The sequence below is a fragment of the Paenibacillus sp. E222 genome, from assembly GCF_013401555.1.
GTDB lineage: Bacteria > Bacillota > Bacilli > Paenibacillales > Paenibacillaceae > Paenibacillus.
The window spans coordinates 6,671,034-6,694,344 of the sequence record NZ_CP058552.1 but is presented as its reverse complement, the minus strand read 5'-3'; the positions used below and the strand labels follow the sequence as shown (position 1 = coordinate 6,694,344).

The window sequence follows — 23,311 nt, the reverse complement described above, 5'->3', positions numbered from 1 at the left end:
TTAGGCAGGCGGGGTGAAGTGTAATTTTCATTTAGATATGTTCGACTAAACATTCACTGGATAACAGCGATCGGAAGGTTGTTCTGTCATCGGAGTTTTAATGTAAGTAAATATTCATTAGTTGTACTTATATCGATCAGTCAGAAGAAGAGAAAGAGGTAGGTCATATGCAGCTTAGAAGAGTGAGAATTGTGGGAACAGGCAAGTACTTGCCTGAACAGGAAGTAACCGACGAGGAGTTGGATCACCGTTTGCAGGTGCCTGCGGGCTGGGTCAGCAAAGCAACAGGTGTAGGTGTTCGCCATTACGCTTCGGGGGGAGAGACCTCTTCCTTTATGGGAGCGAGGGCTGCTGAAGCCGCACTTGCCGATGCGGGATTGACGTTCGCAGATATAGACTGTCTGGTGTGCACGAGCGGTACGAAGGAACAACCTTTACCCAGTACGGCGGTATTCATTCAGCAGGCGATGGGGCAGCAGGATTCAGGGGTACCGGCTTTTGACATGGATGCGACTTGCTTAAGTTTTCTGAACGGGTTGGATGTTATCTCCTATATGGTGGATGCCGGGCGTTATAAAAGGGTGCTGCTTGTAGCTACAGAGATCGCTTCGAAGGGATTGAATTGGTCGAACAAGGAAAGTGCTGCCCTGTTCGGTGATGGAGCGGCTGCTGTCATTATTGAACGATCCGCTGAGGGAGAGTCTTCGCAGATTGTACATGCTTCGCTGAAAACGTACAGCCGCGGCGCACGCTTCTCGGAAATTGCCGGTGGGGGCACTCGTCTGCATGCCTCGAACTATGTGGCAGAGCAGCCGGAGCCCTATCTTTTTCATATGGATGGACAGGCCATCTTCCGTATGGCTTCCAGGTTATTGCCAGCATTTATGGACGATATGTTGCAGGCAACCGGTAATCAGATGAAGGATTTTCAATTGGTGATTCCGCATCAGGGAAGTGCCATGGCGATGAGGCTGATCCGTAAGAAGCTGGGAATCGAAGAGGACCGTTTTATGGACATTACACGAAATCACGGCAATACCATTGCCGCTTCCATTCCAATGGGGCTGCATGAAGCGATCAAGCAGCAGCGCATTCAGAGGGGAGATCGGGTGCTAATGATCGGTACAGCCGCCGGATTATCACTGGGAGGACTTATTTTTGACTACTAGATTCACGAAGAATGGACATCAATCATCCACGTCCTTAAATGTGCTGCTCACAGGCGGCCGGGCTCCGGTAACCCTTGATCTGGCGCGTATGCTTCATCGTGCGGGTCACCGGGTTTACGTCGCGGAGAGCGTGGTGCGTCATTTGTGCAGATTGTCCAGTGCGGTGGAGCAATGCTTCATGGTTCCATCTCCACGTCATGACACAGAGAATTACTTGTTAGAGATGGAGAGTCTGGTTCAAGCCTGGCAGATCGACTTGTTGATTCCGATGTGTGAAGAAGTTTTTTATATTGCTCAAGGAGCAGAGCGGCTGCGTGATCACTGCCGTGTACTTGTTTCGCCTATAGAGCAGCTGCATGAATTGCATCATAAATATCACTTTATCCAGCTTGCAGAGTCGCTTGGCCTTTCGGTTCCAGATACCCGTCTAATCAACAGTCGGCAGGAATGGATGGAAGCGCAGGCTGATCTGGAAATAGAGGGGGAATGGGTATGGAAGCCCGTATATTCCCGTTTTGCTGCCAGAGTTCGTATGCCGATATCCTCCACAGCAGACTTTGATGGAGGCGCACCTGAACCTGATCAGAAGATATACGCGGGTAAAATGAAGCAGCACCGTTTACAGAATGATCCTCCTGGTGACATGGAAATATCCTCGGCTTCCCCTTGGGTAGCGCAGGCTTATGTTGCCGGGCAAATGTTATGTACATACAGCGTAGCTTATGAAGGGAAAATCGTTGCACATACGACCTACGACAGTCGCTATCGAACGGGCAGCGTAGGGGCGAGTGTTTTTTTTGAACATGTGGAACATGAAGGGATTTACGAGTGGGTAAGGCAATTTGTACAGGCGACAGGGTTTAGCGGGCAGATTGGTTTTGATTTTATTGAAACAGAGGACGGACAAGTGTATGCCATTGAGTGTAATCCGAGGGCGACCAGTGGAATCCATCTGTTTCACCCTGGTGATGGTTTGGTACGTGCTTTAATTGCACCTGAAGAACTGGTGAAAGCAGCAAAGGTAATCGTCCCTAAGCAAGGAAGCAAAGCGATGTTGATGTTTCCGATGCTGGGAAGTGGATTGCAGCAGCTCTGGGGGAAGGGCAGCCTGCGGACTTGGATGACAGCTTGGCGGGGAACGAGGGATGTGGTGTATATGAGACACGATGTGAAACCTTTGTTTGAGCAATTTGCAATTGTACTATCCGCCTGGCGGCTGGCAAGGGAACATAAGTTTTCGCTGACTGAAGCTTTGACTCACGACATAGAATGGAACGGTGAACAACGATGAATAGAGCATTGGTTACAGGAGCAACCGGATGTCTGGGCAGGCATCTGGCGATACGGCTTGCAGAGCAAGGCTGGCAAGTTACGGGTATGGGACGCCAGCAAAGGCACGGTGCACAGCTTGAGGCAGCAGGCATTCGCTTTTATAACGGAGATATACGAGATCAGGCGGCGGTGAATGAGGTCTGTTCGGGTCAGGATGTTGTGTTTCACTGTGCGGCGTTATCGTCGCCATGGGGCAAATACCGGGATTTTTACAGCAGTAATGTGGAGGGGACACAGCATTTGGTGGACCGTTGCATGAAAGGTGGCGTACAGCGCTTCATTCATGTATCAACACCGAGCTTATATTTTAACTACAGTCCGCGATATGACATACATGAGAATGACCCCTTGCCATCCAAACCAGCCAATCATTACGCTGCCACCAAGCGGCTTGCTGAGCAAGTGGTTTTGAAGGCTCATGCTAATGGACTTCCATCGATCATGATTCGTCCGAGAGCCATTTTTGGCCCGTATGACCAGACCCTTTTTCCCAGAATCGTTGCAGCAAATGCAAAATCGGGTGTACCTATGATCGGAGGCGGACAGGCACTTATTGACCTGACTTGTGTGGATAACGTGGTGGATGCGCTGTTGTTATGCCGGGATGCCAAGACAGAAGCGCTGGGTCGTGCCTATAATATTTCCAATGGGGATCCGAGACCGTTCCAGGATTTGGTGAGTACGTTGTTTGGCATGCTGGAAATGCCTTTACGCCGTCGAAACATTCCCTACAGAGCAGCATACGGAGCAGCCGGAGTGCTGGAACGTGTACATCGCTTGATTCCTGCGTTAGGAGAACCTCAATTGACTCGGTATACGGTTGGTTCGTTATCTATCCCGCAGACGCTGGATATTACGGATGCCCGCGAGAAGCTGGGGTATGTGCCTCGGTTGACCATTGATGAGGGGTTACAACAATTTGCAGACTGGTGGAGGGCTGAATCATGCTGACAACAACCTCGGTAAAACTTCATCTGGGCGCAGCAGGTTACTGCACACATCCGGAGTTTCTGACGCTGCGTGGTGGAAGTTTGCGTCCGGTGGCCTTTCCGGCCGGCTTTGCGTGCATCATTCATCCTGTACATGGTCCGATTCTGCTGGACACGGGATATAGCTCCCGTTTTTTCAAGGAAACCGCTCATTTGCCAAACGCGCTGTATCGTCACATTACACCTGTGGTCTATCGTGAAGAAGACAGTGCGGTGCATTTTCTGGCCCGTATAGGGTTGAAAGCTTCGGATATTCGGTACATCATCCTCTCGCACTTTCATGGGGATCATATTGCAGGTGTGCGGGATTTTCCACAGGCGCAATTGATCTACCTGCCAAGAGCCTATGACGCCGTGCGTTTACTTGGCCCCATTGCGGCTGTAAAGGCAGGCTTTCTGTCTGGGCTGCTGCCAGAGGACTTTGATGCGCGATCATTACCTGTTACGAAGCAGCCAGAGCGATGGGTGAGAGCGGGTGAGGATTTTCCTTTTCCCCAGGTATACGATATTTTCGGTGATGGCAGTCTGCTGGGTGTTGACGTATCGGGTCATGCGGAAGGCATGATGGGAATTTTGCTCAGTACCGAGTCGCATGATTATTTTCTGTGCGCGGACGCCGTGTGGTCGAGTCGTGCTTTTCAGGAGAAACGCAGACCTCACGCACTCGCTGGAATCATTATGTCGGATCGTCAGGTGTATCGAAGAAATTTTGACAGACTGGTTCAGTTGCATCAGCAGTTTCCGGAGATACGGATTGTGCCCAGTCATTGCCGTGAAGCGCTGAATGCTTGGGGTATAGGGGCTGAGGATGTATGAGTAATACAATGCGTATTGTCTATCATTATGCACTTGCACGGGGATTGAGAAAATGGAAAACACGAACGCAGCTTGAACGCTGGCAGGAACGCCAGATCATTCGGCAAGTGGAGCGGGTTCGTAAAAAGTCGCCTTTTTACCGGGAGTGGTGGGGTGACGTGGATGCATCCAACTGGAGAAGCTTTAAGCTAATTGATAAAACGATCATGATGCAGCATTTCGATCGGCTCAACACGGTTGGCATCTCCAAGGACGAAGCGATGGCTCTCGCCGGGCAAAGCGAGGAAACGCGTGATTTCAAGCCATCCGTTCAGGGTGTGACGGTAGGATTGTCCTCAGGCACATCGGGCAACCGGGGGTTGTTTCTGGTGAGTGATCAGGAGCAGGATGCGTGGACAGGGACTGTGCTGGCCAAGCTCCTGCCTGGCGGACTGTGGAAGCCTGCCAAAATCGCCTTTTTTCTCCGGGCCAACAGTAATCTGTATGAATCGGTGCAGCGGGGGAAGCTGCAATTTCAATATTTTGATCTGTTAGAGCGTGTCGATACTTTGGTTAAACTTATGGAAACATACCGACCTACCGTATGGGTAGCGCCGCCCTCCATGCTGAGAATGCTGGCTGACGCTTATACGTCTGGCACATTGACCACTGTACCGGACAAAATCATTTCGGTTGCTGAAGTGCTGGACCCGCTGGATCACAAGGTGCTGGAGCATGTTTTTGGACAAACGATTCATCAGGTGTACCAGTGCACGGAAGGATTTCTGGGCGCAACCTGTAGCTTCGGTACGTTGCATTTGAATGAAGATATTGTTCATATTGAAAAAGAGTTCATTGATCCCGCGACCCGGAGGTTCGTGCCTGTAATTACGGACTTCTCCAGAACCTCACAGCCGATTATCCGGTATCGGCTGAACGACATTCTGACCGAGGCAGCGGTTCCTTGTGCCTGTGGTTCTCCATTCACTGCCATTGAGCGGATTGAAGGCCGCTGTGATGACACGCTTTATTTTCCACATCGACAAACGGGCGAAGCCGTACCTGTATTCCCGGATTTTGTGACACGTGCGGTGATTGCAGCCTCTCCGACTATTGAGCATTATCGGGTCGTACAGCGAGCGAGCGGGATGTTGGAAGTATCGCTTCGGCTTGCGGTAGAAGAAGGAATGCAGCAGGTGGAAGCCGATGTGCAGCGGGAGCTGATGAAGCTTGGAGAGCGGCTGGAATGCAGCGTACCCGATATCCGATTCGTTCCTTACACGTTTGAACCGGGAATAACGAAGCTGCGGCGAGTGGAGAGACAGCACACTTGAATGAAGCGTATGTGGATAGTGGTAACGAAAATAAATTCACTAAATTACGAAATTCATGAAATCCACCGAGGGAAGAGGTCAAGCAGATGACAGAACAGAAGATACAGACAGAGAACGATCATATACAGGGCGAAACAGGTTCAACCGTGAGGAAAACGAAAGAGTTCGACCCAAACGCCCCTGTGGCGTTAATCACGGGTACATCGAGTGGCTTCGGCATGCTTACGGCGATTACGCTGGCTAAACAAGGATATCGTGTTGTGGCAACGATGCGAGATTTGAGTCGGAATGTGAAATTGGTAAGGCTGGCGGAGCAGGCGGGTATATCGGATCGGGTACAGATTATTCGGCTGGATGTGACGGATGCTGATTCGGTGCAGGAGGCTGTTCAGACGGTACTTCAAAACCATGGGCGGATCGATATGCTGGTGAACAATGCAGGGTTTGCACTTGGCGGATTTATTGAGGAAGTATCCATGGAAGATTGGCGTCGGCAAATGGAAACAAATCTGTTCGGCTTGATTGCCGTTACACGTGCGGTCCTGCCAGTCATGCGTGAGCAAAAGCAGGGATTGATCATCAACTTGTCCAGCGTCAGCGGACTGTCCGGTTTTCCAGGTTATGCGCCCTATGCTGCATCCAAATTCGCCGTGGAAGGTTTCACGGAAAGTTTGCGTCATGAGATGTCTTCGTTCGGCGTCCGGGTTGTGCTCGTAGAGCCAGGCGCTTATCGTACACCCATCTGGAATAAAGGCCTGGGTGAAATTCATAGAAGTGATCATTCTCCCTATAAAGATAAGCTCGATGCGGTTCTTCGTTATTCCCAGCATGCTGGAGAGACTGCACCTGACCCGCAGGAAGTGGCCGATCTGATTGCTCGCATTGCACGGATGCGTGCACCAAGGCTTCGTTACGCGCTGGGCAAAGGCTCGCGTTTGCTTATCATCGGCAAGCTGCTGCTTCCATGGAAATGGCTGGAGTGGATTATAGCTCGTGGACTGAAGTAGAGCAAAACGCACTCAACTAATATGCTGGGGGTAAAGAGCTATGCTCGAAATCATCGTCATTATTTTACTGCTATCCATTGTTGGCCTGCTCTTCAGTATCAACAGTAAACTAACGGAACGTGATTGGGTGAAAGAAGCCATGGAGCGGGATGCGTCCAAATAAAAAAACACTGGAGGGCTTTGATATGAAAATCGCTTTTGTTTTGTTTGATGGTTTGACTTTCCTTGATTTTGCAGGATTTTATGATGTGATCAATCGGTTGAATTTCTTTGAACAAACCAAAGGCACGACATGGGAAACATGTGCGATGACAGATCAGGTTACGGACGAATCAGGCCTAACGTTAAAGGTGGACCGGGTGAAGCCTAATTTGGCGGAATATGATCTCGTTTTTGTGCCTGGTGGCATGGGAACACGCAAGCTTCGATTCGATGAGGCTTTTGTGGGCTGGCTGAGACAGGCCGAGAATGTTCCGCTAAAGGTATCCGTGTGCACAGGCTCTCTGCTGATGGGGGCAGCTGGGTTTTTAACAGGTAAAAAAGCAACGACGCATCCCAATGTCTATGAATTGCTTGAGCCATACGTTGCCGAGGTAATTCAAACCCGGATTGTGAAAGACGGAAATGTGATTACAGCCGGCGGGGTAGCGACGTCTATTGATCTTGGGGTCTATGTTGTAGGTTTGCTTGCAGGCCAGGAAGCAGCAGAACATGTGAAGCTCCAGATCGATTATCCTTATGACATGCAGGGAGTGATTGAAGAATGAAGGGAGATCAGAAGGAGAACGTGTTCATCCTTCGCAATATACGCAGAGATGAGGCAGAGAAATATTGGCCTTTGCGGCTGGAAGCGCTGAAAAATCATCCGGAAGCCTTCGGGGCTTCATTTGAAATGTCCATTCAGCTTCCCATGAGTGAAGTGCAGGAACGCATACATACCGAACCCGATGATTACATTTTGGGTGCATATACAGAAGAAGGCATCCTCGCAGGAACGATGGGATTCAAAAGAGAACAGGGACTAAAGCTGAGGCACAAAGGATATATCTGGGGAGTCTATGTCTCACCGTCTTATCGTGGATGTGGACTTGCTTCCCGCATGCTCCGCGAAGTGTTGGATCGGGGCAGGGAATTGGAAGGCACAGAGCAAATCAATCTCAGTGTGGTTACCACAAATGAGTCAGCAAGGCGATTGTATGAGCAGTACGGTTTTGAAACCTATGGCATTGAGCGTAATGCGCTGGTCGTTCAGGGGAAGGGTTACGATGAGGCTCATATGACTTACTTTTATGCTGAGCGTTTGAATGTGAGTTATGAGCATATTGAAGCAGGGGGTGACATATGACGGACACGGTTCAGCTTGAACTTGACGGCATTTCTTTTGAGTTAAAAGAACCTCATTCATTCGAGTGGATCGCGCGCCTGGGTACCGTATTTCGTGTGTTTGATCAGCAGGATTCCGGCAATTTGTCCTTTGGTGTTCTGGGTCGGGACGGAAAGCGGAGATTCGTGAAATATGCTGGAGCGCGCACGATACATGCGAACAGTTTAATTGTACCTGCCGAAGCGATTCATGATTTGAAATCATCCGTTTCCATCTACGAAGATTTGGCACATGACACATTGATTCAGTTAAAAGACCATTTTGCAACGGAACATGGCTACGCCTGTGTATTTGATTGGGTGGAAGGAGAATGTCTGCATGCCCATTGGGATTTTCCACCACCAGCCAAGTATGAGGACCCTCGATCCCCCTATTATCGATTCAGACAGCTTCCGGTAAATACGCGCATTCAGGCGATGGAGCAGATTTTGGATTTCCACATCGAAGTGCAGCGGAGAGGGTATGTGGCTGTTGATTTTTACGATGGCAGTCTGATCTATGATTTTGACAAACAAACGATGAAGATATGCGATATTGATTTGTATCGAAAGGGCTCTTTCACGAATACGATGGGACGGATGTGGGGATCATCCCGGTTCATGTCTCCTGAGGAATTGGAGTTGGGTGCACCGGTGGATGGAGTCACAAATGTGTTCAACATGGGGGCGATGGCATTCTCGCTGCTCGGTGGAGAGTTGGATCGTTCCTATGCCAAGTGGGATGCGGGAGAAGCGTTGTACCAGGTGGTTATTCGAGCGGTAGACCCCGAGCGGGCAAATCGATATGCGTCAGTAGCTGAATTGGGAGATGCATGGAAAAAAGCTGTGCTGCAGAATAATTAAGCGATATTGGATCATTGTCTGGATCTTAAATCCTCTCGTATATTACACATACGCAATTGTGCACATTGCATTCGTATCTGCACGGGATATACCGTATAATGGAAATTAATGAGGGGGTATAGCCAATGTGCAAATATACGATATCCGGATTAATAACTGATTTTCTGAAGCAGGATGACGCTGGAAAAAGAAGTGTAGGCGAACCATTATTGCAGAGGTTCATTCCGTAATTATGAAACCTATTTCAAACCTATCACCCATGGATATGATGAAAATTCAGGCAGAGACATTGTATACGATGGACAATCAGAAGCGTCTGTTAAGCATTAATGAACCGGATGGTGGGCAGGCTCCAGCCTTATTTATTGGGATAACCTCTGTCGGGCAATGCTCCTATTATCATCATCAGCTGCCGTTCACTCTGATTGAGGAACTGGGCTGTGACGCTGAGCTTTCGCTCGATGTTGCGAAGCTGATTCGGAGAGTGGAGACGTTTAAGCCAGTGAAGAGTGTATGGATGGGCCCGGCATACACATTTCCCGAGACGTGTGGCGAATGGAATCCAAATGTTCAGCTTATAGAGAGTCATCGTACTTTTCTTCTGGAAGAGCATTTTCCTGATTTAATAGAGCATCTGCATGGAAAAATGCCCGTTGCCGCTTATGTCATTGAGGATTCGGCTGTCGCTGTATGTTGTTCAGCCCCTGTATCCCAACAGGGTGCTGAGGCGAGTCTGTATACGGCGCCTAATTTCAGAGGACAGGGTTATGCAGCAGAGGCGGTAAAGTGCTGGCAGTATCATGTTAAAGAGAGCGGGCGCATTCCAATCTATAGTACATCATGGGATAATATAGCTTCACAGGCTGTTGCCCGGAAGCTGGGACTAATCCAGTTTGGTGTGGATTTCAGCATCACGACTTCGTCATAAAAAGATGGTTTCATTTATTCTGTTTATGTTAAATATAGAGTATCAATCCGCTGAGTTGGTTACCCGGAATTAAAGTTGGTGTTTTTGCAATGGTTAGGATTTTTGTACAAAAGAACCTGCAATAAGTCATTGTAGCGCATATCAGTCTCTATCGGGATGAGTATAATTATAATCATAGCTTTATCGAGTTTACTGAGAATGCTATTCATAAGTTTGAGCAGGGACAGGAGTGATTCCATGATTCGCAAACGTATTGCAAGCGGCACTGTGATGCTGTGTGCAGCATGGATGTTGGTAGCATGCTCGAATCAGACGGAAAGTCAGGACATAAGCTGGAAGATTGAAAGCAATCTTCAGCAAATCGTGAATGAACCTGAGGTTCTCACCAGTAGTAACCCAGGTGATTATATTGCGGCTAATACAGAAGCATATGTTCAGATTCTGAGTACGGGTGAAGAGGGATTGAACCTCCTGATTCAGCAGCTGGACTCAAGTTCGAATGATGGGCTTAAGGAATGGCTTATGGCTCAGGCAAGTACGGAGCTGCTCGGAGAGCGTGATCCCGTGGAGCACTGGCAAAGTGGCAAAGACTGGCTCAGACAGTATAAAATGAAGGTAGAATAACATAACTCACCTCCCAGTCATCATGAGCAGGAATGAGAGGTTCCAGGAACCTGAAAGAATACGTTATAGAGGTGAAATCCTTGAAGAAGAAAATTGCATTTTTTGACTCGGGAATCGGTGGTTTAACCGTCTTGCATAAGGCTTTGCATCAATTCCCTGAAGAAGCATTTCTGTATTATGCCGATACGCTGCATGTTCCTTATGGGACCAAGTCCGCCGATGAGGTTAGAGGACATATCTTCAATTGTGTGGAGGCGATTGTTCAGGAAAATGTGAAAGCGATCGTAATTGCCTGCAATACAGCGACCAGTCTGACCGTGAAGGATTTGCGTGCCAAATATGATATCCCCGTTATCGGGATGGAGCCCGCTGTGAAACCAGCTGTGGAAATGAATCGACGAAGCGGTAAGAGAGTGCTTGTATTTGCTACAGCCCTGACCTTGAGTCAAACAAAATATCATGAATTGGTATCCCGTGTGGATGATCACCACAGTGTCGATTCCATTCCATTACCTGAACTTGTGGAGTGGTGTGAGCAGTTGGACTTTGATCCACAGAAGATTGCGGCATATTTCCGCCTCAAACTGGCTGATTTTGATCTGGACTTATACGGTACAGTTGTGCTTGGCTGCACGCATTATCCGTTCTACACCTCAATTCTTCGTACGGTTCTGCCAGATCATATTCAGATTATTGATGGCAGTACGGGCACGGTTAACCGCTTGAAGCAGCTTCTTGGGCTAACAGAACAAAAGGGCGTGTGGACAGAAGAAAAGGTTACTTTTCTTAGTTCATCTGGCCGTCTGGAAGACCAGGAGAATATGCGAATTGCACTCCAATATCTGGAGAAGCATTGAAGGTAAGTTGAATCAACAGGAGGTGAGGGGCGATGCAGTCTATTTATCTCATCCGTCATGCCAAAGCTACAGGGCAAGAACCGGATGCCGAGCTTACGGATGAAGGACTTCGTCAGGCGGAAGAACTTGCTGAGATGTTGGCGGAGCACCCTATACAATACATTGTGTCGAGTCCGTGGAAAAGGGCACTTCAAACCGCAGCGCCACTGGGCAAAACCGTCCTGCAACATATACATACGGATGAACGTCTTCAAGAAAGGGTGCTTAGTACCCTTCATCTGGATAACTGGATGGATGTGCTTGAACGTACATACACGGACGAAGACTGGACAGAAGAAGGTGGTGAATCTTCACGTTTTGCGACAGCTCGGGGCCTTGAGGTGCTGGACGAGTTGTGGAGCAGGCCGGAGCATAGCGGGGCTGTGATTACACACGGCAATCTGTTATCTCTGCTCATTCGCAGTCATGATGCATCCTTTGGTTTCGAGGAGTGGAAAAATCTATCTAATCCTGATGTATATGTCATGGAAAAACAGCAGGGGGATAAAGTTACACACAGCATTCGCCGTATATGGCGAAGTTAAACATAAAGAGAGTGCTCCAGCGATTTTTGAGATCGACTAGAACACTCTTTTCAGTTTACGATGTTGGTTTTACAAAGCGGCAACGAATAACATGACCCAACCGGCCAAGAAAGCTACTCCGCCGAGGGGTGTGATCGCCCCCAGTTTTCGAACGCCAGTTACGCTTAGGACATATAGACTGCCCGAGAACAAGAGGATGCCGGCGAATAGCAACCATCCAGCCAGCAACACAAGAGATGGCTGCTCCAGTCGATCAGCGAGCAGTCCGAGCAGGATGATTCCGATTCCGTGAACAAGGTGATACTGAACGCCAGTCTCGTATATTTTGATCATGTCAGCAGACAATCTGCGTTTGAGCGCATGTGCACCGAATGCTCCAAGGGCAACAGCAAGAAACATCATGATACTTCCAAGTATAATCAAGGTCTGCATGTGGTCTTGTCTCCTTTTTAATGAGTATGAAGCAGAATGTTTCTGCTCATTATGAAGCTTACAGCTTACGCAATTGGATGCGCTGAATCGAATGGTCCGCTTCCTTTTTCAAAATCAGTCTGGCTCTTCCTTTGGTTGGCAGGATATTTTCGTGCAGGTTTTTGGCATTGATATCTTTCCAGATCTGACTTGCTGTAAGAACAGCCTCATCTTCTTCTAGATTGGCAAAACGACTGTGGAAAAAGGAATTCTCATTCTGAAATGCTGTATTACGCAGCAGCTTGAAACGCTCAATGTACCAGTGACGGATATGCTCCTCTTCCGCATCAATATAGATGGAGAAGTCAAAAAAATCGCTGACCAACAGTGGGGTTTCCTTTTTAACCTGGAGCACGTTAATTCCTTCAATAATGAGGATATCCGGCTGACAGATAGCCGTCTCCTCACCTGCAATAACGTCGTAGGCAAGATGGGAGTATACGGGAGCCATCACTTCGGGTTTGCCTGATTTGACATCACCCATGAATTGAATCAGGGACTTGATATCGTAGCTTTCCGGGAATCCCTTCCGGTTCATAATGCCTTTCTCTTGCAGCACGGCATTGGGATACAGGAAACCATCTGTTGTGACCAGATCCACCTTGGGATTGCCTTTGCCTCTGGCCAGAAGAGCCTGAAGCAGGCGGGCGGTTGTACTTTTGCCCACGGCAACACTGCCCCCAATACCGATAATGTAGGGAGCGTGATGTGCTTCTTTTTTTAAAAAAGATGCCGTTAAGCGATTCAGCTCTCGTGAAGCTCCTGCGTATAAGTCAATAAAGTGGGTAAGAGGTAAATAAATATCCTCAACTTCTTGAATGGATACCTCTTCATTTAATCCCTTTAGCTGTTCCAATTCCGCTGTCGTTAGTGGAAGAGTGGTCTGATATTTCTTCAAGTCAGCCCATTCCTTGCGGTTAAACTCGGTGTAAGGAGAGTATAAATTCATGAGATCCCGCTTTCTGTATGTAATGTTATGTTGGCACAATCATTAGTGTACCAAATTTCAGGGAACTGACAACACCTTTACATTGATGGCTCCTTAGTATATTCCCTGAAAGTTGAATGAAAAGCAACTTATAGGAAATTGTAAACCAAATTATGTTAAAGTCAACGTATACCATGCGGAAGGGTGACAGCAAATGATCGTATATGAGAGAGAGCATGATTTTGTTTTGACCGCACAGCATGAGCATGGACTAGTAGCCGGAGAAATGGCTTCCCATTGGAAAACGGAATTGTTAACTGATGAAGCGCATCGAGAAGATCTGATTCTTGCCGCAAAAGAGCATGATCGGGGATGGATTGAGTTGGATTCTGCTCCATTCTGGAATGATTATAGTCAGATACCGTATTCGTTTCGTGATTTTCCGCTACGTCCGCGATTTGTATTTTACCGTAAAGGTATTGAAGAGGTCCGTGAGAAAAACCTGTACGCCGGGTTGTTGTGCAGCATGATGTATACAGAATTGTTTCAAAACAATCTGGGTGCTAACGCCAATGATGATGAAGATATCAGGGAGTATCTAGACGATGAACAGGAACACCAGTTGCGTTGGGAACAGCAGCTTGGTGGCGGTGAGGCGTTGAAACTCAGGCTGAAAAGTGATGTGGAAATCATGCTTTTTTGTGATCAGCTCAGCCTTTTTCTCTGTATGGAGGAACCCGGAACACCTGCTGCACGTTATGATTTTTTCGCTGATGGACTCGGCTGTACCTTCGATGCCTGTTCAAGGGAACCCATTCATGCCGAGTGGCTTTCCAATGAGAAAGTAGGATTGTCTTTTGTGCCGTTTGATAAGGACTTTACGGTCGTTATGCCTTACAAATCGGTGCCAAAAGCAAGTATCCGCAAATTTGGTCTGCTGCAGGCTTATCGTCGTGCCGAGTGGAAAGAGCGCCGAGTGTTAATTACAGGCATGAGCTGAGGATCGCCTAATCGATATTCGGCTCAAAAACAAAACATTGCATACATCACAAAGAGGCGGGCCTCCGAAATTTCCGGTGTCCGTCTTTCGTATGCTTTTATATCCAAATTGACTTTGCAGAAGTTAGGAAAATTTAAGATGGATTTGGAATAGAGATTGAAGCAGGAAAATCTATCTACGTACCAGAAGTGTTAGTGTACAACGGAAATATATATGATGAATTCAACAATTCCACAAGAACGAAGAAGACAGAAAAAAACTAGGGATAAAAGGGGGGAAAGGCCTTCTGTTGTCGTAGTGAATATGTGTGGATTGCAAGGGATTAAGTTTTGTATAAGGCAACTGGGAGGATCAACATGGACACTAGAACTGAGATTTTAACGATGTGTATGGTATGGGACAAACGAAATGATCAGGTGCTATTAATGAATCGACCGAACCGAAAAGGATTTCCGGGATATATTGCTCCTGGAGGGAAAGTTGATTTTCCGGAAAGTATTGTGGATGGTGCCGTGCGAGAAGTTAAAGAGGAAACAGGACTTGTGGTAAAAGAAATTACATACAAAGGTCTTGATGAATTTTGTGACCCGGAGCAAGGATTACGTTATATGGTATTCAACTACGTGGCTACTTCTTATGAGGGGGAGCTTTTGAGCGAGCCACCGGAAGGTGAACTGTTGTGGGTGTCTCTAGGACAGGCGGTTGAGCTGCCCATGCAGGATTGGTTTGCAGAACGTTTCCCGCGATTTTTTCAAGCAGGAACGTTTGAACGAAGTGTAATCTGGGAGAAATCAACCGGACGTACACTGAAAGAGACGTTTATGGTGTATAGCGATTCGGTTCTTGAACAGAGTGAAGTCAAATAATTAAAAACGCTCAGGAGGCGGAAGAAATCATGGGATACCAGCATGCGCTTGAAGGATATATTGCAGCAACTAATACACATCAGTTTGATGAGGTAAGCAAATGGTTATCACCGGATGCCGTATATTGGTTTACGGGAACGTCTTGCACTACCCTTAACGAAATTCGGGCTTATTTTGAAAACGCATGGGAGACAGTCAAGGATGAGGTATATCGTGCAGAAGATGTCACGTGGATTACGACTGGCGAAGAGCAGGCAGTCTGTATTTATACCTATCACTGGAAAGGAATGTATCAAGGGGAGCTGGCTTCGGGAAAAGGTCGGGCTACCAATGTATTTGTTGCAGACATCAATGGAGAATGGAAATTAATCCACGAGCATTTAAGTACGGGGGTTTAACGTGAGGAATAGGACGTTGCGTGTTTAGATCAGTTCACTTGAATAAAGCTAATAATTAAGGCTTCTATTTGAAGCATGCCTCATATTTTATCAGCCAATTATATATATTTATATCCAGATATTATGATATAATGAAGTTTACTTTTTTTAAAAGGAGATGACTTGCTATTATGGAGATTACATTTCGTGAATCGCTGGAGGGAATAGGTATCGACCAACTTAGCGGGAATTTTTTCGAAGGTTGGCCAAACCCTCCATCTACGCCTACATTTCTGAAATTGCTGGAACAATCCTATGCTGTCGAACTGGCTGTTGATGAAGAAACGGGAGAACTTCAGTCGTTCTATGAGAAACAGGGCATGCAAAAAGCCTCTGGCATGGTGATTCGTCATTATCAAAATCAGGCTGGAGCGGTAAATAGCTAATAGATTTGGTGAACTAGATGAATGAAATAAAGGATAAATATCGTTCCGCAGTAACCCGAGGTTATAAAAAGAGAAAAATATGAATTCAGACCCAAACATTTATATACGGAAGGTTGTTATATATTTGGTGACTAGCCATACATAGGCTTCTGCAAACGGGACGTTAAATGAATATGTACGAGGAAAAGGTGGAGATTGGTGTGAAATTGTCGTTCCGGATTTTGGACTGGGAAGAAGAAAAACCTTATGAACTTTTATTGATGGCTGATCCGTCCAAAGCCATAGTTGACGAATATCTGAGTCGCGGTGTTTGTTTTATCGCTGAATATGAAGGGGAAATGGTAGGAGAGTTTGTTTTGCTTAAGACGCGTCCAGAGACGGTAGAGATTGTTAATATTGCCGTACAGGAAGAGTTACAGGGACAGGGCGTTGGCAAACACATGATCAAGGAAGCGATAGAAGCAGCACGCAGGCTCGGTGGTCGAACGATAGAAATTGGGACAGGCAACTCAAGTTTTCATCAGTTGAAGCTGTATCAACGCTGTGGTTTTCGCATTATAGGGGTCGATCGGGATTTTTTTGTGAAACATTATGAAGAAGAGATTATAGAAGATGGTATTCGCTGCGTCGATATGATCCGTTTGGCTCTGGACCTAGATACCGTGGCAGAGGAGAACAAGAAGTGAAGATATATCGCCTCAAATCAAAGGACCGTCGCAGTATTACCTCTTATGGTAGTGAGGGAGCAGAGATTACGCCGATACTCCGAAGCACAACAGCCTGCCACGTAGCACAACTGAAACTGTCTGCAGGAGGAAGTGTAGGTTTGCATGCAGCTGTGGGTGAGCAGGTGTTTCTGGTGCTTGAAGGGGAAGGTTGGGTGGAAGGTGAGACAGGCGAACGGGTAGCTGTACGATCGGGAGAAGCCGCGTATTGGACCAACGGAGAGAATCACCAATCTGGCTCGGATATAGGGTTAACCGCATTGTTGATTGAGGGTGAAGAACTAATTGTTCGGTTATCGCTAGAGGCGGGAGACTTTTAGATAGGGGCTGATGATTTGAGTGTTTGGGTCATTGTTATTATTATTGGGGTGATTTTTACTCCATCGTTCTATCAGATGAATAAGCGTATTCGTAGATTGGAAGAGCAAGTTAGGCATCTCTCAGACGAGAGGAAGAACCTTTAAATGGATCGGTACACACACATGGGGGTATACGGTTTAGTCACTTGGGAGCAAAAATTCCTGTTAATACATAAGGCTAGAGGAGCCTATATGGGGAAATGGGATTTGCCTGGAGGAAGGTTGGAGTTTGGTGAGCAACCGGAGACCGCCCTACACCGTGAGATCGAGGAGGAGACGGGTCTTTCCAATCTACAATTGGTGATTCGTTCTGCGGAATCAAACGTATTGGTGTGGGTTTACGAAGGCGAGCCGGAAGAGCTGCACCATATTGGAATTCTGTACGATGTATATTTGACAAGCGAAAGTCGGCCTTATGAGATCAAAAGTGAACCGGATGGTGAAGATTCATTGGGCGCACAATGGTTTACTATGGAAGAGGTCGGAGCGTTATCGTTGACGCCATTTGCAGCGTATATGATTAGAAATAGTGGAGTGTTAGGGTTGTCAGGTAACAGTTTTGAATGAACAATTTTGATAGAAACCTATTTTGGTTTAATTTTAGGACTGGTCAAATGGAACAGAATCGTTTATTCTGTGATAGATAGATTACATTTTTTTCAATTGAATAGGACTGACACCTTAAAGCATAAGGCTATGAATCTGCGGATTCGTGGCCTTTTTTTGTGTTTTTAGGGGTGAATTGGGTCTTTGGAAGGGGAGGTTGCATGCCTTGTAGTGATGGGGATGGCTGAAAAATAATACCAATAGCCTAGATTTGCATGGTAGAATATTGATGATTATGACAAATTTAGGTTTTGGCTTGAAGAGTAGTACGAGTGCTGAAGAAGCAGAAGTTTGCCCCATACTAAGGTACATAGGAGAGTGAGTAGATTTGAAGAAGCAGATGAGATTAAACGGTAGGAAATCAAAAAGGAATGTGTTGATAGTCGGTATGTTGACGACGGTTTTGATAGGAGGAACGCTGCTGACTACTGGAACCGTCGGTCTGGTGTCTACTGTGGATGCTGCTACAAGCACGAATGGAGCGGGCACTACAGCTTCTGCGCTTACGAAGTTCAAAGATATCAAAGGGCACTGGGCGCAGGCTACAATTGTTAAAGCCTATGATAAAAATCTAATTTCCGGCTACCAGGACGGTACGTTCCGCCCCAATGCCAAAATCACCCGTGGTGAGTATGCTACACTTCTCAGCCGTGCAACCAGCTTGGAAAAGGTACAAGGCGAGAATCCTTTTGCTGATCTCAAGGGACACTGGTCTGAATCAGCTGTGGCACAGTTGGTTGGGCAAGGCTTTATTAACGCTAATGATTATCCGAAAGGATTCAATCCCAATGCTGAGCTGACACGCTATGAGATGATGAAATGGATTGCAAACGGACTGATCAAATCGGGAACCAGTTTCCAGGATGCTTTTGACGATACCCAAAATACACTGCTACCTACCCCTGAAGTGAATCGGGGAACGATTCGTGCAGAGCAAATTCCTTATCTTGCACTTGTTCGCGGCACTGGCATTGTCGGCGGATTTGAGGATGGTTCCCTGAAGCCTGCTGATCCAACAACGCGAGCCGAAGTGTCTGCCATTTTGCTGCGTTATATGGATGTAGAAGGTACGGATGCAGGGAAGTACAGTGATCTGAATGAAATGCGTGAGGTAGGCACGACAGGGACGAATTTAACGACGATTAGTAATTATTTTTATACTAAAAATTCTGTCACGGTTAGTGATTTATCTAAGGGAGATATAAAGTTATCTAACAATTCAGGAGTGCTCACGTTTCATAGGTTTATAGTAGTGAAAGTTCAAAATGGTAAACCTCAAGGAATGTACACCAAACTATTTGTGGAACCCAAAATTTCAAGTGGTGATTACTATTTAACATTTGCAGATCTATCTTTTACATCAAACACAGATAATACTGATTTAATAACCTATAGTAGTGGTCTGAATAATGGTTTATTGAAGTTTAGAAGATTAGATTTAGATTATGCAAAAAAGAACGGATTCACTACCATTCCTAACAGTCCTAGAGAACTCATTACTAAGGGCAAAAAAGTTAGGTTTTGGACTAGATCTTCTTTAGATTTCAAGAATGGGACGTATCATATCGCTTCGGAGAATATAGGAGAAATGAAAATACAAAATATGTACTATTAGTGAGGTGATTGTACTTCTATGAAAAAACGAATGCGGATGCCCGTATTCAGTTGGTCTAAAACAGTGGTTGTATTCTTCGTCATAAGTTTTTGTTTGGCGGGGTTGTCGATGAATAATTCTATTTATGCTGTAAGTGATCCATACGGTCCAAAGTCAATGAAGAGTCCTATTCTAAAATCTATTCAAGCTGAAAAAACAATCGGTACCCCTGGCGTTTACTGGTATCAAATTGATGATGGAAGATTTAGAGCAGACCACAGTGGTGGTCCCACATATTCCAACAATGATGGGGGTTGTTCCACTCCCTATCCCGCTTTAAAAGAGGTGCCGGATAGTGTTGACTTTTCACGCTGGCCAGCAGTTTCTTGGCCCCAATATAACGGGAATAATTTATCGGCCTCGAGTTTCAAGGAAGTGAAAATCAAAAGTGTAGAGTATCAAACAAAACCTGAACAAGAATCTTATACAGGAGTAGGAAGAACGGTTATCACACCTCCAAGCACAATTGTGGGTATTCGGACTTTAACTGGTGGAAGTCATGAATGGACTCAGAACGACCCATTTGAAAATGGAGGAAAAACAACCGAAGGCTGTATTAAACATAAAGTAGCCTATTTCACTCCAATGGACATCATCTGGGAAGGGGATCTCGAAGAAGAAAAGGAAATTGACGTAACCCCAGATTCCACCCTAACGGTTGGAGAAACTAAACAGATGGTAGCCAAAGTTAAGACGAAAAACTACGGTTCTACACAATGGAGTAACGGCATCGACGTAAGTCGACGCGAGGCTGAGACCACCTGGTGGTCATCTGATCCGAGTATTGTGAGTATTGAACCCAAAACCGGAATGGTGAAGGCTGAAAAGCCGGGTACTGCTTTTGTTCGTGCAATCTGGAACAATGGTACATATCTAATCTCGGATACGGCTGATATTACGGTAACGTCCGAACCAGGACTTATTGTGAACCTGCCAAACGCCTGTAAAGCTGACACAGCTACACCGCTGCAAGCGAAAGCTATCCTGACCAAGTCAGACCTTTCTGTTCATGAGCTTACCGCTCATCCCAAATTGACCTGGCAAAGCTCCAAACAAGCGGTAGCAACCATAGGTGCCGATGGGAAAATGACGATTAAAGGTATTGTCGGCAGCACCACTATCACTGCGCGATTTGTGGACACTGCCCAGCAGTTGGATGAGCAAGGAACGCAGGTGTTAGATGTAAAGGATTGCACAGGCAACGGAGGAGACGGGGGAACTGATCCAGGTAACGGCGGTGTTGTGGGTTGCCCCGTGACCATCAGTCCCCCTAATAAAGGAACGTTGATCGAATCGGCTGCCATGGACCCCTCCGTGCGGGGCGTGCTTAAGGCTGATGATCGGGGATCTGAGAAGTTTGATGTCACTCGAGGCATCCCGACTTCTGAAGATCTCTATGCAAATGTCATGGCTAAAGGATACTTGTTCCAGCACCGTTGGGTGAACATGACGGGTACAGTCACTTATACGGTCAACGTAAAAAAGAATTATCACAAAACGTGGACGATTCCGGGCAGAGCCTCGACAGGACCGAATGATCCAGGCACACCTGCACAACCTAAGGAGCTAGACGTTCCTGTGGAAAAACCAATGCAGGTTATCCGGCAATATAGTTTTTGGCAGATTGATAATTTGGAAGTCTATCAGCTAAATCAAGCTACGATATCCAATTATGCACTTGGTGGCTACGGTGGTACAGTAACGCTGACTCCAAACGGATATACACCGCCGACCTTACAATCGGCTAATGATGATGCCGTTACCGCACATGTGAAACCAGCACCTTGCAAGGCAATCGACCTTGGCACTGAGACAAAGCCAGGCGGTGACAGCGAGCCGCCTACACCTGAGGAGACGTCATTATTCCAATCCAAAGCAGAGGCCGAGGTCAAAGAGAATACTGTAAATAATGACAAGGTAGTGTTTAACGGTACCACTGTGATGGATCCTGCTCCGATGGATAAGACTGCTCCGCGACCTGGGACTATCCCTCAGCCTGGTATGTTCGGCGACAACGTGCTGTACCAGAATCGTTTAACTATTCAAAATACACTGGTCAACAAGGCGGATCAACCGACAACAGGAGAGATCGCATATGGCTTGATTCCTGGCAACATTAAAGGAGGTCAGGATCAGAAGTTTTCTATTCAAGGCATCAATTCTGTCACGGTGCACACGCCTGTTGTTAACTACGCCTCAGTGTCTGATGATCAGCCGCATAATCAGAAAACAGTACCTGATCCGACCAGTTCGGCACTTATTCTGGAACGACCGTTTATCGTGCGCATCCCTACCGCAGGGCAGCATCTGGACGCAAACAGTTACCCGGGTTATGGCAATTGGGACTATGCCAAGTATTTTCGTATCAAGCAGATTCGTTTCCCTTTTGACGTCTATAACGCCGATAGGAGTCAGTTTATTCCAGCCAAGACCTGGGTGGACATTCCGGTCAATCAACTGGATACCGTTTTCTATCTTCCAGTATGGGTGGATGAAGGACATTACCGAATTGAATTTCGCAATATTGCAGAAAATGCTCCTTCGACATTCACCGAACAGCAGGATGCCAACACGAATCTGACCCATCATGTTGCGGCAGATACGGTTCCGGTGGAGGTTATTGGGCGATTGTATGATTTTCACGTTACGGATATCGCTGATTATAATTGGGAGAACGTGTTCCGCAAGCAGCTTGGGAGTTCGGAACCGACAGGAGTGAGCTACTGGACAGGACTTAACAGTATTGATGGTGATCCGCGAGGGAATCTGGCACCATTCGTGTTACCTGTTCGCCCAGGCAGTCATCCAGTGCAGGGTTTCAGTAATATTGCGGTGAAAACGGGTTACCATATCAAGTTTGACCTGAAAACAAAAGGCAATATGTTTGGCAAACAGGATGGTGTTCGAATTACTCCAACATTCTACTTTGTGAGCAAAGACGGCTCTTCCAGACAAGAGGTTGATCTATACTACCACCGCGGTCAAGAGCGACTTATTCGGATAGGATCGGCGCAGGATTTGGAGAAAAGGTTTGTTGTCCTGAACTCGAGGTTGCGTAACGTACCCGGTACGGAATTGGGGGATACGGCGCGTTATCAGTATACGTATGAACTGACTGCCGATGAACGCAATCAGAGTTCGCTCGCTGATTATATGGTTACGCTTGTAGATCAAACCTCTCACCAGAAAACGTGGGTAGGCCGCTATGATTGGATGATTCTGCCCGCTTCCATTCGTACACTGATTGGACCCAAGACAGACATTCCTTCGGGTGTTAGTGTAGACCGAGCGAATGCGGCGATCCAACGTTGGTACGGAGAATACAGCCTGCCTGCGGATGTATACACTGTGCCAAAGGGAACCAATCTTGAATCGCTCGCAAGACAAAATCAACTGGATGAAAAGGCTTCTGTATTTCTGAAGGACGGATATATCGTGGTCAACTTTAATATCGAGACACTTCGAGATGGGAATACAGAAGCTCCACACCTGCAATACATTTATGCTCCACTGATGAATCAGTGGCAGATGGAAGGTTTCAACATTAGCCCAGTAAACAGTCAAGGCCGAACTTGGCCTTTGAAGGATGGCGATGTGGTCTTTTACCACGCAGATCAGTCCAGCCGGAGCGATTTCCAGTCTCAGGTGCCACATTAAAAATAAAAAGACTGTCAGCCTAAATAAACCAATTCAAAAAGAAGCCGCCCGGATGCTTTTACGCATTACAGGCGGCTTTTGGTGTATAACATTGAATTGCAAGAAACACCCATTTTTTTGTTGAATACCAAGCCAAATGGTTAATATTTATCTTGACGGTTTGTTTTTGCACAATATGGACCACAATTCTAAATAAGGAGGCTAAAAATCGGGAGAAAACTGAAAGTATGTAGAAACCATCTTAGGACAAGCGATTAACAACATAACGCCATACAATCAGAGCACATTTGTGGGTTGGAAATGTTCCAATTATTCGATTCATCTAATTTATGCATCAATTGAACTAAAAATAGGAAATGCTCCTGAGCGTAAAAGTT

25 protein-coding genes are annotated in these 23,311 nt (G+C 46.6%); 23 read left to right on the top strand and 2 right to left on the bottom strand.

The features are described from left to right. The first annotated feature begins 167 nt into the window (after positions 1-167). The 14 genes from HW560_RS29620 (at position 168) to HW560_RS29560 (ending at position 11,845) form a co-directional block, all read left to right on the top strand. Complete coding sequence (locus HW560_RS29620; RefSeq protein WP_179265348.1) at positions 168-1,169, top strand: beta-ketoacyl-ACP synthase III; 1,002 nt, start codon at positions 168-170, stop codon at positions 1,167-1,169. Continuing rightward, on the top strand, positions 1,159-2,460 hold the full coding sequence (locus HW560_RS29615) for an ATP-grasp domain-containing protein (RefSeq protein WP_090895046.1): 1,302 nt from the start codon (positions 1,159-1,161) through the stop codon (positions 2,458-2,460). Before HW560_RS29620 ends, HW560_RS29615 begins: the two co-directional genes overlap by 11 nt. Next, complete coding sequence (locus HW560_RS29610) at positions 2,457-3,452, top strand: NAD-dependent epimerase/dehydratase family protein (RefSeq protein ID WP_179265347.1); 996 nt, start codon at positions 2,457-2,459, stop codon at positions 3,450-3,452. The genes HW560_RS29615 and HW560_RS29610 overlap by 4 nt, the downstream gene beginning before the upstream one ends. After that, a complete protein-coding gene (locus HW560_RS29605) occupies positions 3,446-4,306 on the top strand; it encodes an MBL fold metallo-hydrolase (protein WP_179265346.1) in 861 nt (286 codons plus the stop codon). The genes HW560_RS29610 and HW560_RS29605 overlap by 7 nt, the downstream gene beginning before the upstream one ends. Then, a complete protein-coding gene (locus HW560_RS29600; protein ID WP_179265345.1) occupies positions 4,303-5,619 on the top strand; it encodes a F390 synthetase-related protein in 1,317 nt (438 codons plus the stop codon). The genes HW560_RS29605 and HW560_RS29600 overlap by 4 nt, the downstream gene beginning before the upstream one ends. An 86-nt stretch (positions 5,620-5,705) precedes the next feature. Continuing rightward, complete coding sequence (locus HW560_RS29595; RefSeq protein WP_179265344.1) at positions 5,706-6,626, top strand: SDR family oxidoreductase; 921 nt, start codon at positions 5,706-5,708, stop codon at positions 6,624-6,626. Between the two features lie 40 nt (positions 6,627-6,666). Further along, on the top strand, positions 6,667-6,789 hold the full coding sequence (locus HW560_RS34110; RefSeq protein WP_257031488.1) for a hypothetical protein: 123 nt from the start codon (positions 6,667-6,669) through the stop codon (positions 6,787-6,789). Between the two features lie 22 nt (positions 6,790-6,811). Next, positions 6,812-7,393, top strand: a complete 582-nt coding sequence (locus HW560_RS29590) for a DJ-1/PfpI family protein (protein WP_179265343.1) — start codon at positions 6,812-6,814, stop codon at positions 7,391-7,393. Further along, a complete protein-coding gene (locus HW560_RS29585) occupies positions 7,390-7,971 on the top strand; it encodes a GNAT family N-acetyltransferase (RefSeq protein ID WP_179265342.1) in 582 nt (193 codons plus the stop codon). Before HW560_RS29590 ends, HW560_RS29585 begins: the two co-directional genes overlap by 4 nt. Continuing rightward, positions 7,968-8,852, top strand: a complete 885-nt coding sequence (locus HW560_RS29580; protein ID WP_179265341.1) for a serine/threonine-protein kinase — start codon at positions 7,968-7,970, stop codon at positions 8,850-8,852. Before HW560_RS29585 ends, HW560_RS29580 begins: the two co-directional genes overlap by 4 nt. A 232-nt stretch (positions 8,853-9,084) precedes the next feature. Next, positions 9,085-9,780 carry a GNAT family N-acetyltransferase gene (locus tag HW560_RS29575; protein ID WP_179265340.1) on the top strand — a complete coding sequence of 232 codons (696 nt, stop codon included), beginning with the start codon at positions 9,085-9,087 and terminating at the stop codon, positions 9,778-9,780. 237 nt (positions 9,781-10,017) lie between these two features. Then, positions 10,018-10,404 (top strand): hypothetical protein, encoded by a 387-nt coding sequence (locus tag HW560_RS29570; RefSeq protein ID WP_179265339.1) that lies wholly within the window; start codon positions 10,018-10,020, stop codon positions 10,402-10,404. Positions 10,405-10,436: 32 nt separating this feature from the next. Next, positions 10,437-11,261 carry a glutamate racemase gene (gene murI / locus HW560_RS29565; RefSeq protein ID WP_179265338.1) on the top strand — a complete coding sequence of 275 codons (825 nt, stop codon included), beginning with the start codon at positions 10,437-10,439 and terminating at the stop codon, positions 11,259-11,261. A gap of 32 nt (positions 11,262-11,293) precedes the next feature. After that, positions 11,294-11,845: a histidine phosphatase family protein gene (locus HW560_RS29560; protein WP_179265337.1), complete on the top strand. Its 552-nt coding sequence runs from the start codon at positions 11,294-11,296 to the stop codon at positions 11,843-11,845. A gap of 69 nt (positions 11,846-11,914) precedes the next feature. Here the strand turns inward: HW560_RS29560 and HW560_RS29555 are convergent, their stop codons facing one another. Beyond that, a complete protein-coding gene (locus tag HW560_RS29555) occupies positions 11,915-12,277 on the bottom strand; it encodes a DUF423 domain-containing protein (RefSeq protein ID WP_109999507.1) in 363 nt (120 codons plus the stop codon). A gap of 58 nt (positions 12,278-12,335) precedes the next feature. After that, complete coding sequence (coaA, locus tag HW560_RS29550) at positions 12,336-13,265, bottom strand: type I pantothenate kinase (protein WP_090895075.1); 930 nt, start codon at positions 13,263-13,265, stop codon at positions 12,336-12,338. Between the two features lie 193 nt (positions 13,266-13,458). On the opposite strand from coaA, the gene HW560_RS29545 reads away from it, so the two are divergent. The 9 genes from HW560_RS29545 (at position 13,459) to HW560_RS29505 (ending at position 22,934) form a co-directional block, all read left to right on the top strand. Continuing rightward, positions 13,459-14,244 carry a DUF3891 family protein gene (locus tag HW560_RS29545; protein ID WP_090895077.1) on the top strand — a complete coding sequence of 262 codons (786 nt, stop codon included), beginning with the start codon at positions 13,459-13,461 and terminating at the stop codon, positions 14,242-14,244. A 356-nt stretch (positions 14,245-14,600) separates the two neighbouring features. Beyond that, positions 14,601-15,110 carry an 8-oxo-dGTP diphosphatase gene (locus tag HW560_RS29540; protein WP_090895079.1) on the top strand — a complete coding sequence of 170 codons (510 nt, stop codon included), beginning with the start codon at positions 14,601-14,603 and terminating at the stop codon, positions 15,108-15,110. A gap of 29 nt (positions 15,111-15,139) precedes the next feature. Beyond that, positions 15,140-15,508 carry a YybH family protein gene (locus HW560_RS29535; RefSeq protein ID WP_179265336.1) on the top strand — a complete coding sequence of 123 codons (369 nt, stop codon included), beginning with the start codon at positions 15,140-15,142 and terminating at the stop codon, positions 15,506-15,508. Positions 15,509-15,678: 170 nt separating this feature from the next. After that, positions 15,679-15,933: a hypothetical protein gene (locus HW560_RS29530; RefSeq protein WP_143067006.1), complete on the top strand. Its 255-nt coding sequence runs from the start codon at positions 15,679-15,681 to the stop codon at positions 15,931-15,933. Between the two features lie 167 nt (positions 15,934-16,100). After that, the gene (locus HW560_RS29525; protein ID WP_371129116.1) at positions 16,101-16,619 is read left to right on the top strand and encodes a GNAT family N-acetyltransferase; all 519 of its coding nucleotides are present in this window, start codon (positions 16,101-16,103) and stop codon (positions 16,617-16,619) included. Next, entirely contained in the window at positions 16,616-16,978 is a 363-nt protein-coding gene (locus HW560_RS29520; RefSeq protein WP_090895083.1) for a cupin domain-containing protein, read from the top strand. The genes HW560_RS29525 and HW560_RS29520 overlap by 4 nt, the downstream gene beginning before the upstream one ends. Positions 16,979-17,122: 144 nt before the next feature. Beyond that, positions 17,123-17,584 (top strand): NUDIX domain-containing protein, encoded by a 462-nt coding sequence (locus tag HW560_RS29515; RefSeq protein ID WP_179265335.1) that lies wholly within the window; start codon positions 17,123-17,125, stop codon positions 17,582-17,584. A 367-nt stretch (positions 17,585-17,951) separates the two neighbouring features. Continuing rightward, positions 17,952-19,238: an S-layer homology domain-containing protein gene (locus HW560_RS29510; RefSeq protein ID WP_179265334.1), complete on the top strand. Its 1,287-nt coding sequence runs from the start codon at positions 17,952-17,954 to the stop codon at positions 19,236-19,238. A gap of 108 nt (positions 19,239-19,346) precedes the next feature. Next, positions 19,347-22,934: a DUF5704 domain-containing protein gene (locus HW560_RS29505; RefSeq protein WP_257031486.1), complete on the top strand. Its 3,588-nt coding sequence runs from the start codon at positions 19,347-19,349 to the stop codon at positions 22,932-22,934. Positions 22,935-23,311 lie beyond the last annotated feature (377 nt).

What these genes read in the sequence shown, in the direction of transcription:
- HW560_RS29610 (WP_179265347.1), top strand. Translation starts at nt 2,457, where the DNA reads ATGAATAGAGCATTGGTTACAGGAGCAACCGGATGTCTGGGCAGGCAT.
- murI (WP_179265338.1), top strand. Translation starts at nt 10,437, where the DNA reads ATGAGAGGTTCCAGGAACCTGAAAGAATACGTTATAGAGGTGAAATCC.
- HW560_RS29555 (WP_109999507.1), bottom strand. Translation starts at nt 12,277, where the DNA reads ATGCAGACCTTGATTATACTTGGAAGTATCATGATGTTTCTTGCTGTT.
- HW560_RS29590 (WP_179265343.1), top strand. Translation starts at nt 6,812, where the DNA reads ATGAAAATCGCTTTTGTTTTGTTTGATGGTTTGACTTTCCTTGATTTT.
- HW560_RS29605 (WP_179265346.1), top strand. Translation starts at nt 3,446, where the DNA reads ATGCTGACAACAACCTCGGTAAAACTTCATCTGGGCGCAGCAGGTTAC.
- HW560_RS29535 (WP_179265336.1), top strand. Translation starts at nt 15,140, where the DNA reads ATGGGATACCAGCATGCGCTTGAAGGATATATTGCAGCAACTAATACA.
- HW560_RS29570 (WP_179265339.1), top strand. Translation starts at nt 10,018, where the DNA reads ATGATTCGCAAACGTATTGCAAGCGGCACTGTGATGCTGTGTGCAGCA.
- HW560_RS29515 (WP_179265335.1), top strand. Translation starts at nt 17,123, where the DNA reads ATGGATCGGTACACACACATGGGGGTATACGGTTTAGTCACTTGGGAG.
- HW560_RS29505 (WP_257031486.1), top strand. Translation starts at nt 19,347, where the DNA reads ATGAATAATTCTATTTATGCTGTAAGTGATCCATACGGTCCAAAGTCA.
- HW560_RS29600 (WP_179265345.1), top strand. Translation starts at nt 4,303, where the DNA reads ATGAGTAATACAATGCGTATTGTCTATCATTATGCACTTGCACGGGGA.
- HW560_RS34110 (WP_257031488.1), top strand. Translation starts at nt 6,667, where the DNA reads ATGCTCGAAATCATCGTCATTATTTTACTGCTATCCATTGTTGGCCTG.
- HW560_RS29620 (WP_179265348.1), top strand. Translation starts at nt 168, where the DNA reads ATGCAGCTTAGAAGAGTGAGAATTGTGGGAACAGGCAAGTACTTGCCT.
- HW560_RS29545 (WP_090895077.1), top strand. Translation starts at nt 13,459, where the DNA reads ATGATCGTATATGAGAGAGAGCATGATTTTGTTTTGACCGCACAGCAT.
- coaA (WP_090895075.1), bottom strand. Translation starts at nt 13,265, where the DNA reads ATGAATTTATACTCTCCTTACACCGAGTTTAACCGCAAGGAATGGGCT.
- HW560_RS29580 (WP_179265341.1), top strand. Translation starts at nt 7,968, where the DNA reads ATGACGGACACGGTTCAGCTTGAACTTGACGGCATTTCTTTTGAGTTA.
- HW560_RS29525 (WP_371129116.1), top strand. Translation starts at nt 16,101, where the DNA reads ATGAATATGTACGAGGAAAAGGTGGAGATTGGTGTGAAATTGTCGTTC.
- HW560_RS29530 (WP_143067006.1), top strand. Translation starts at nt 15,679, where the DNA reads ATGGAGATTACATTTCGTGAATCGCTGGAGGGAATAGGTATCGACCAA.
- HW560_RS29585 (WP_179265342.1), top strand. Translation starts at nt 7,390, where the DNA reads ATGAAGGGAGATCAGAAGGAGAACGTGTTCATCCTTCGCAATATACGC.
- HW560_RS29595 (WP_179265344.1), top strand. Translation starts at nt 5,706, where the DNA reads ATGACAGAACAGAAGATACAGACAGAGAACGATCATATACAGGGCGAA.
- HW560_RS29560 (WP_179265337.1), top strand. Translation starts at nt 11,294, where the DNA reads ATGCAGTCTATTTATCTCATCCGTCATGCCAAAGCTACAGGGCAAGAA.
- HW560_RS29575 (WP_179265340.1), top strand. Translation starts at nt 9,085, where the DNA reads ATGAAACCTATTTCAAACCTATCACCCATGGATATGATGAAAATTCAG.
- HW560_RS29540 (WP_090895079.1), top strand. Translation starts at nt 14,601, where the DNA reads ATGGACACTAGAACTGAGATTTTAACGATGTGTATGGTATGGGACAAA.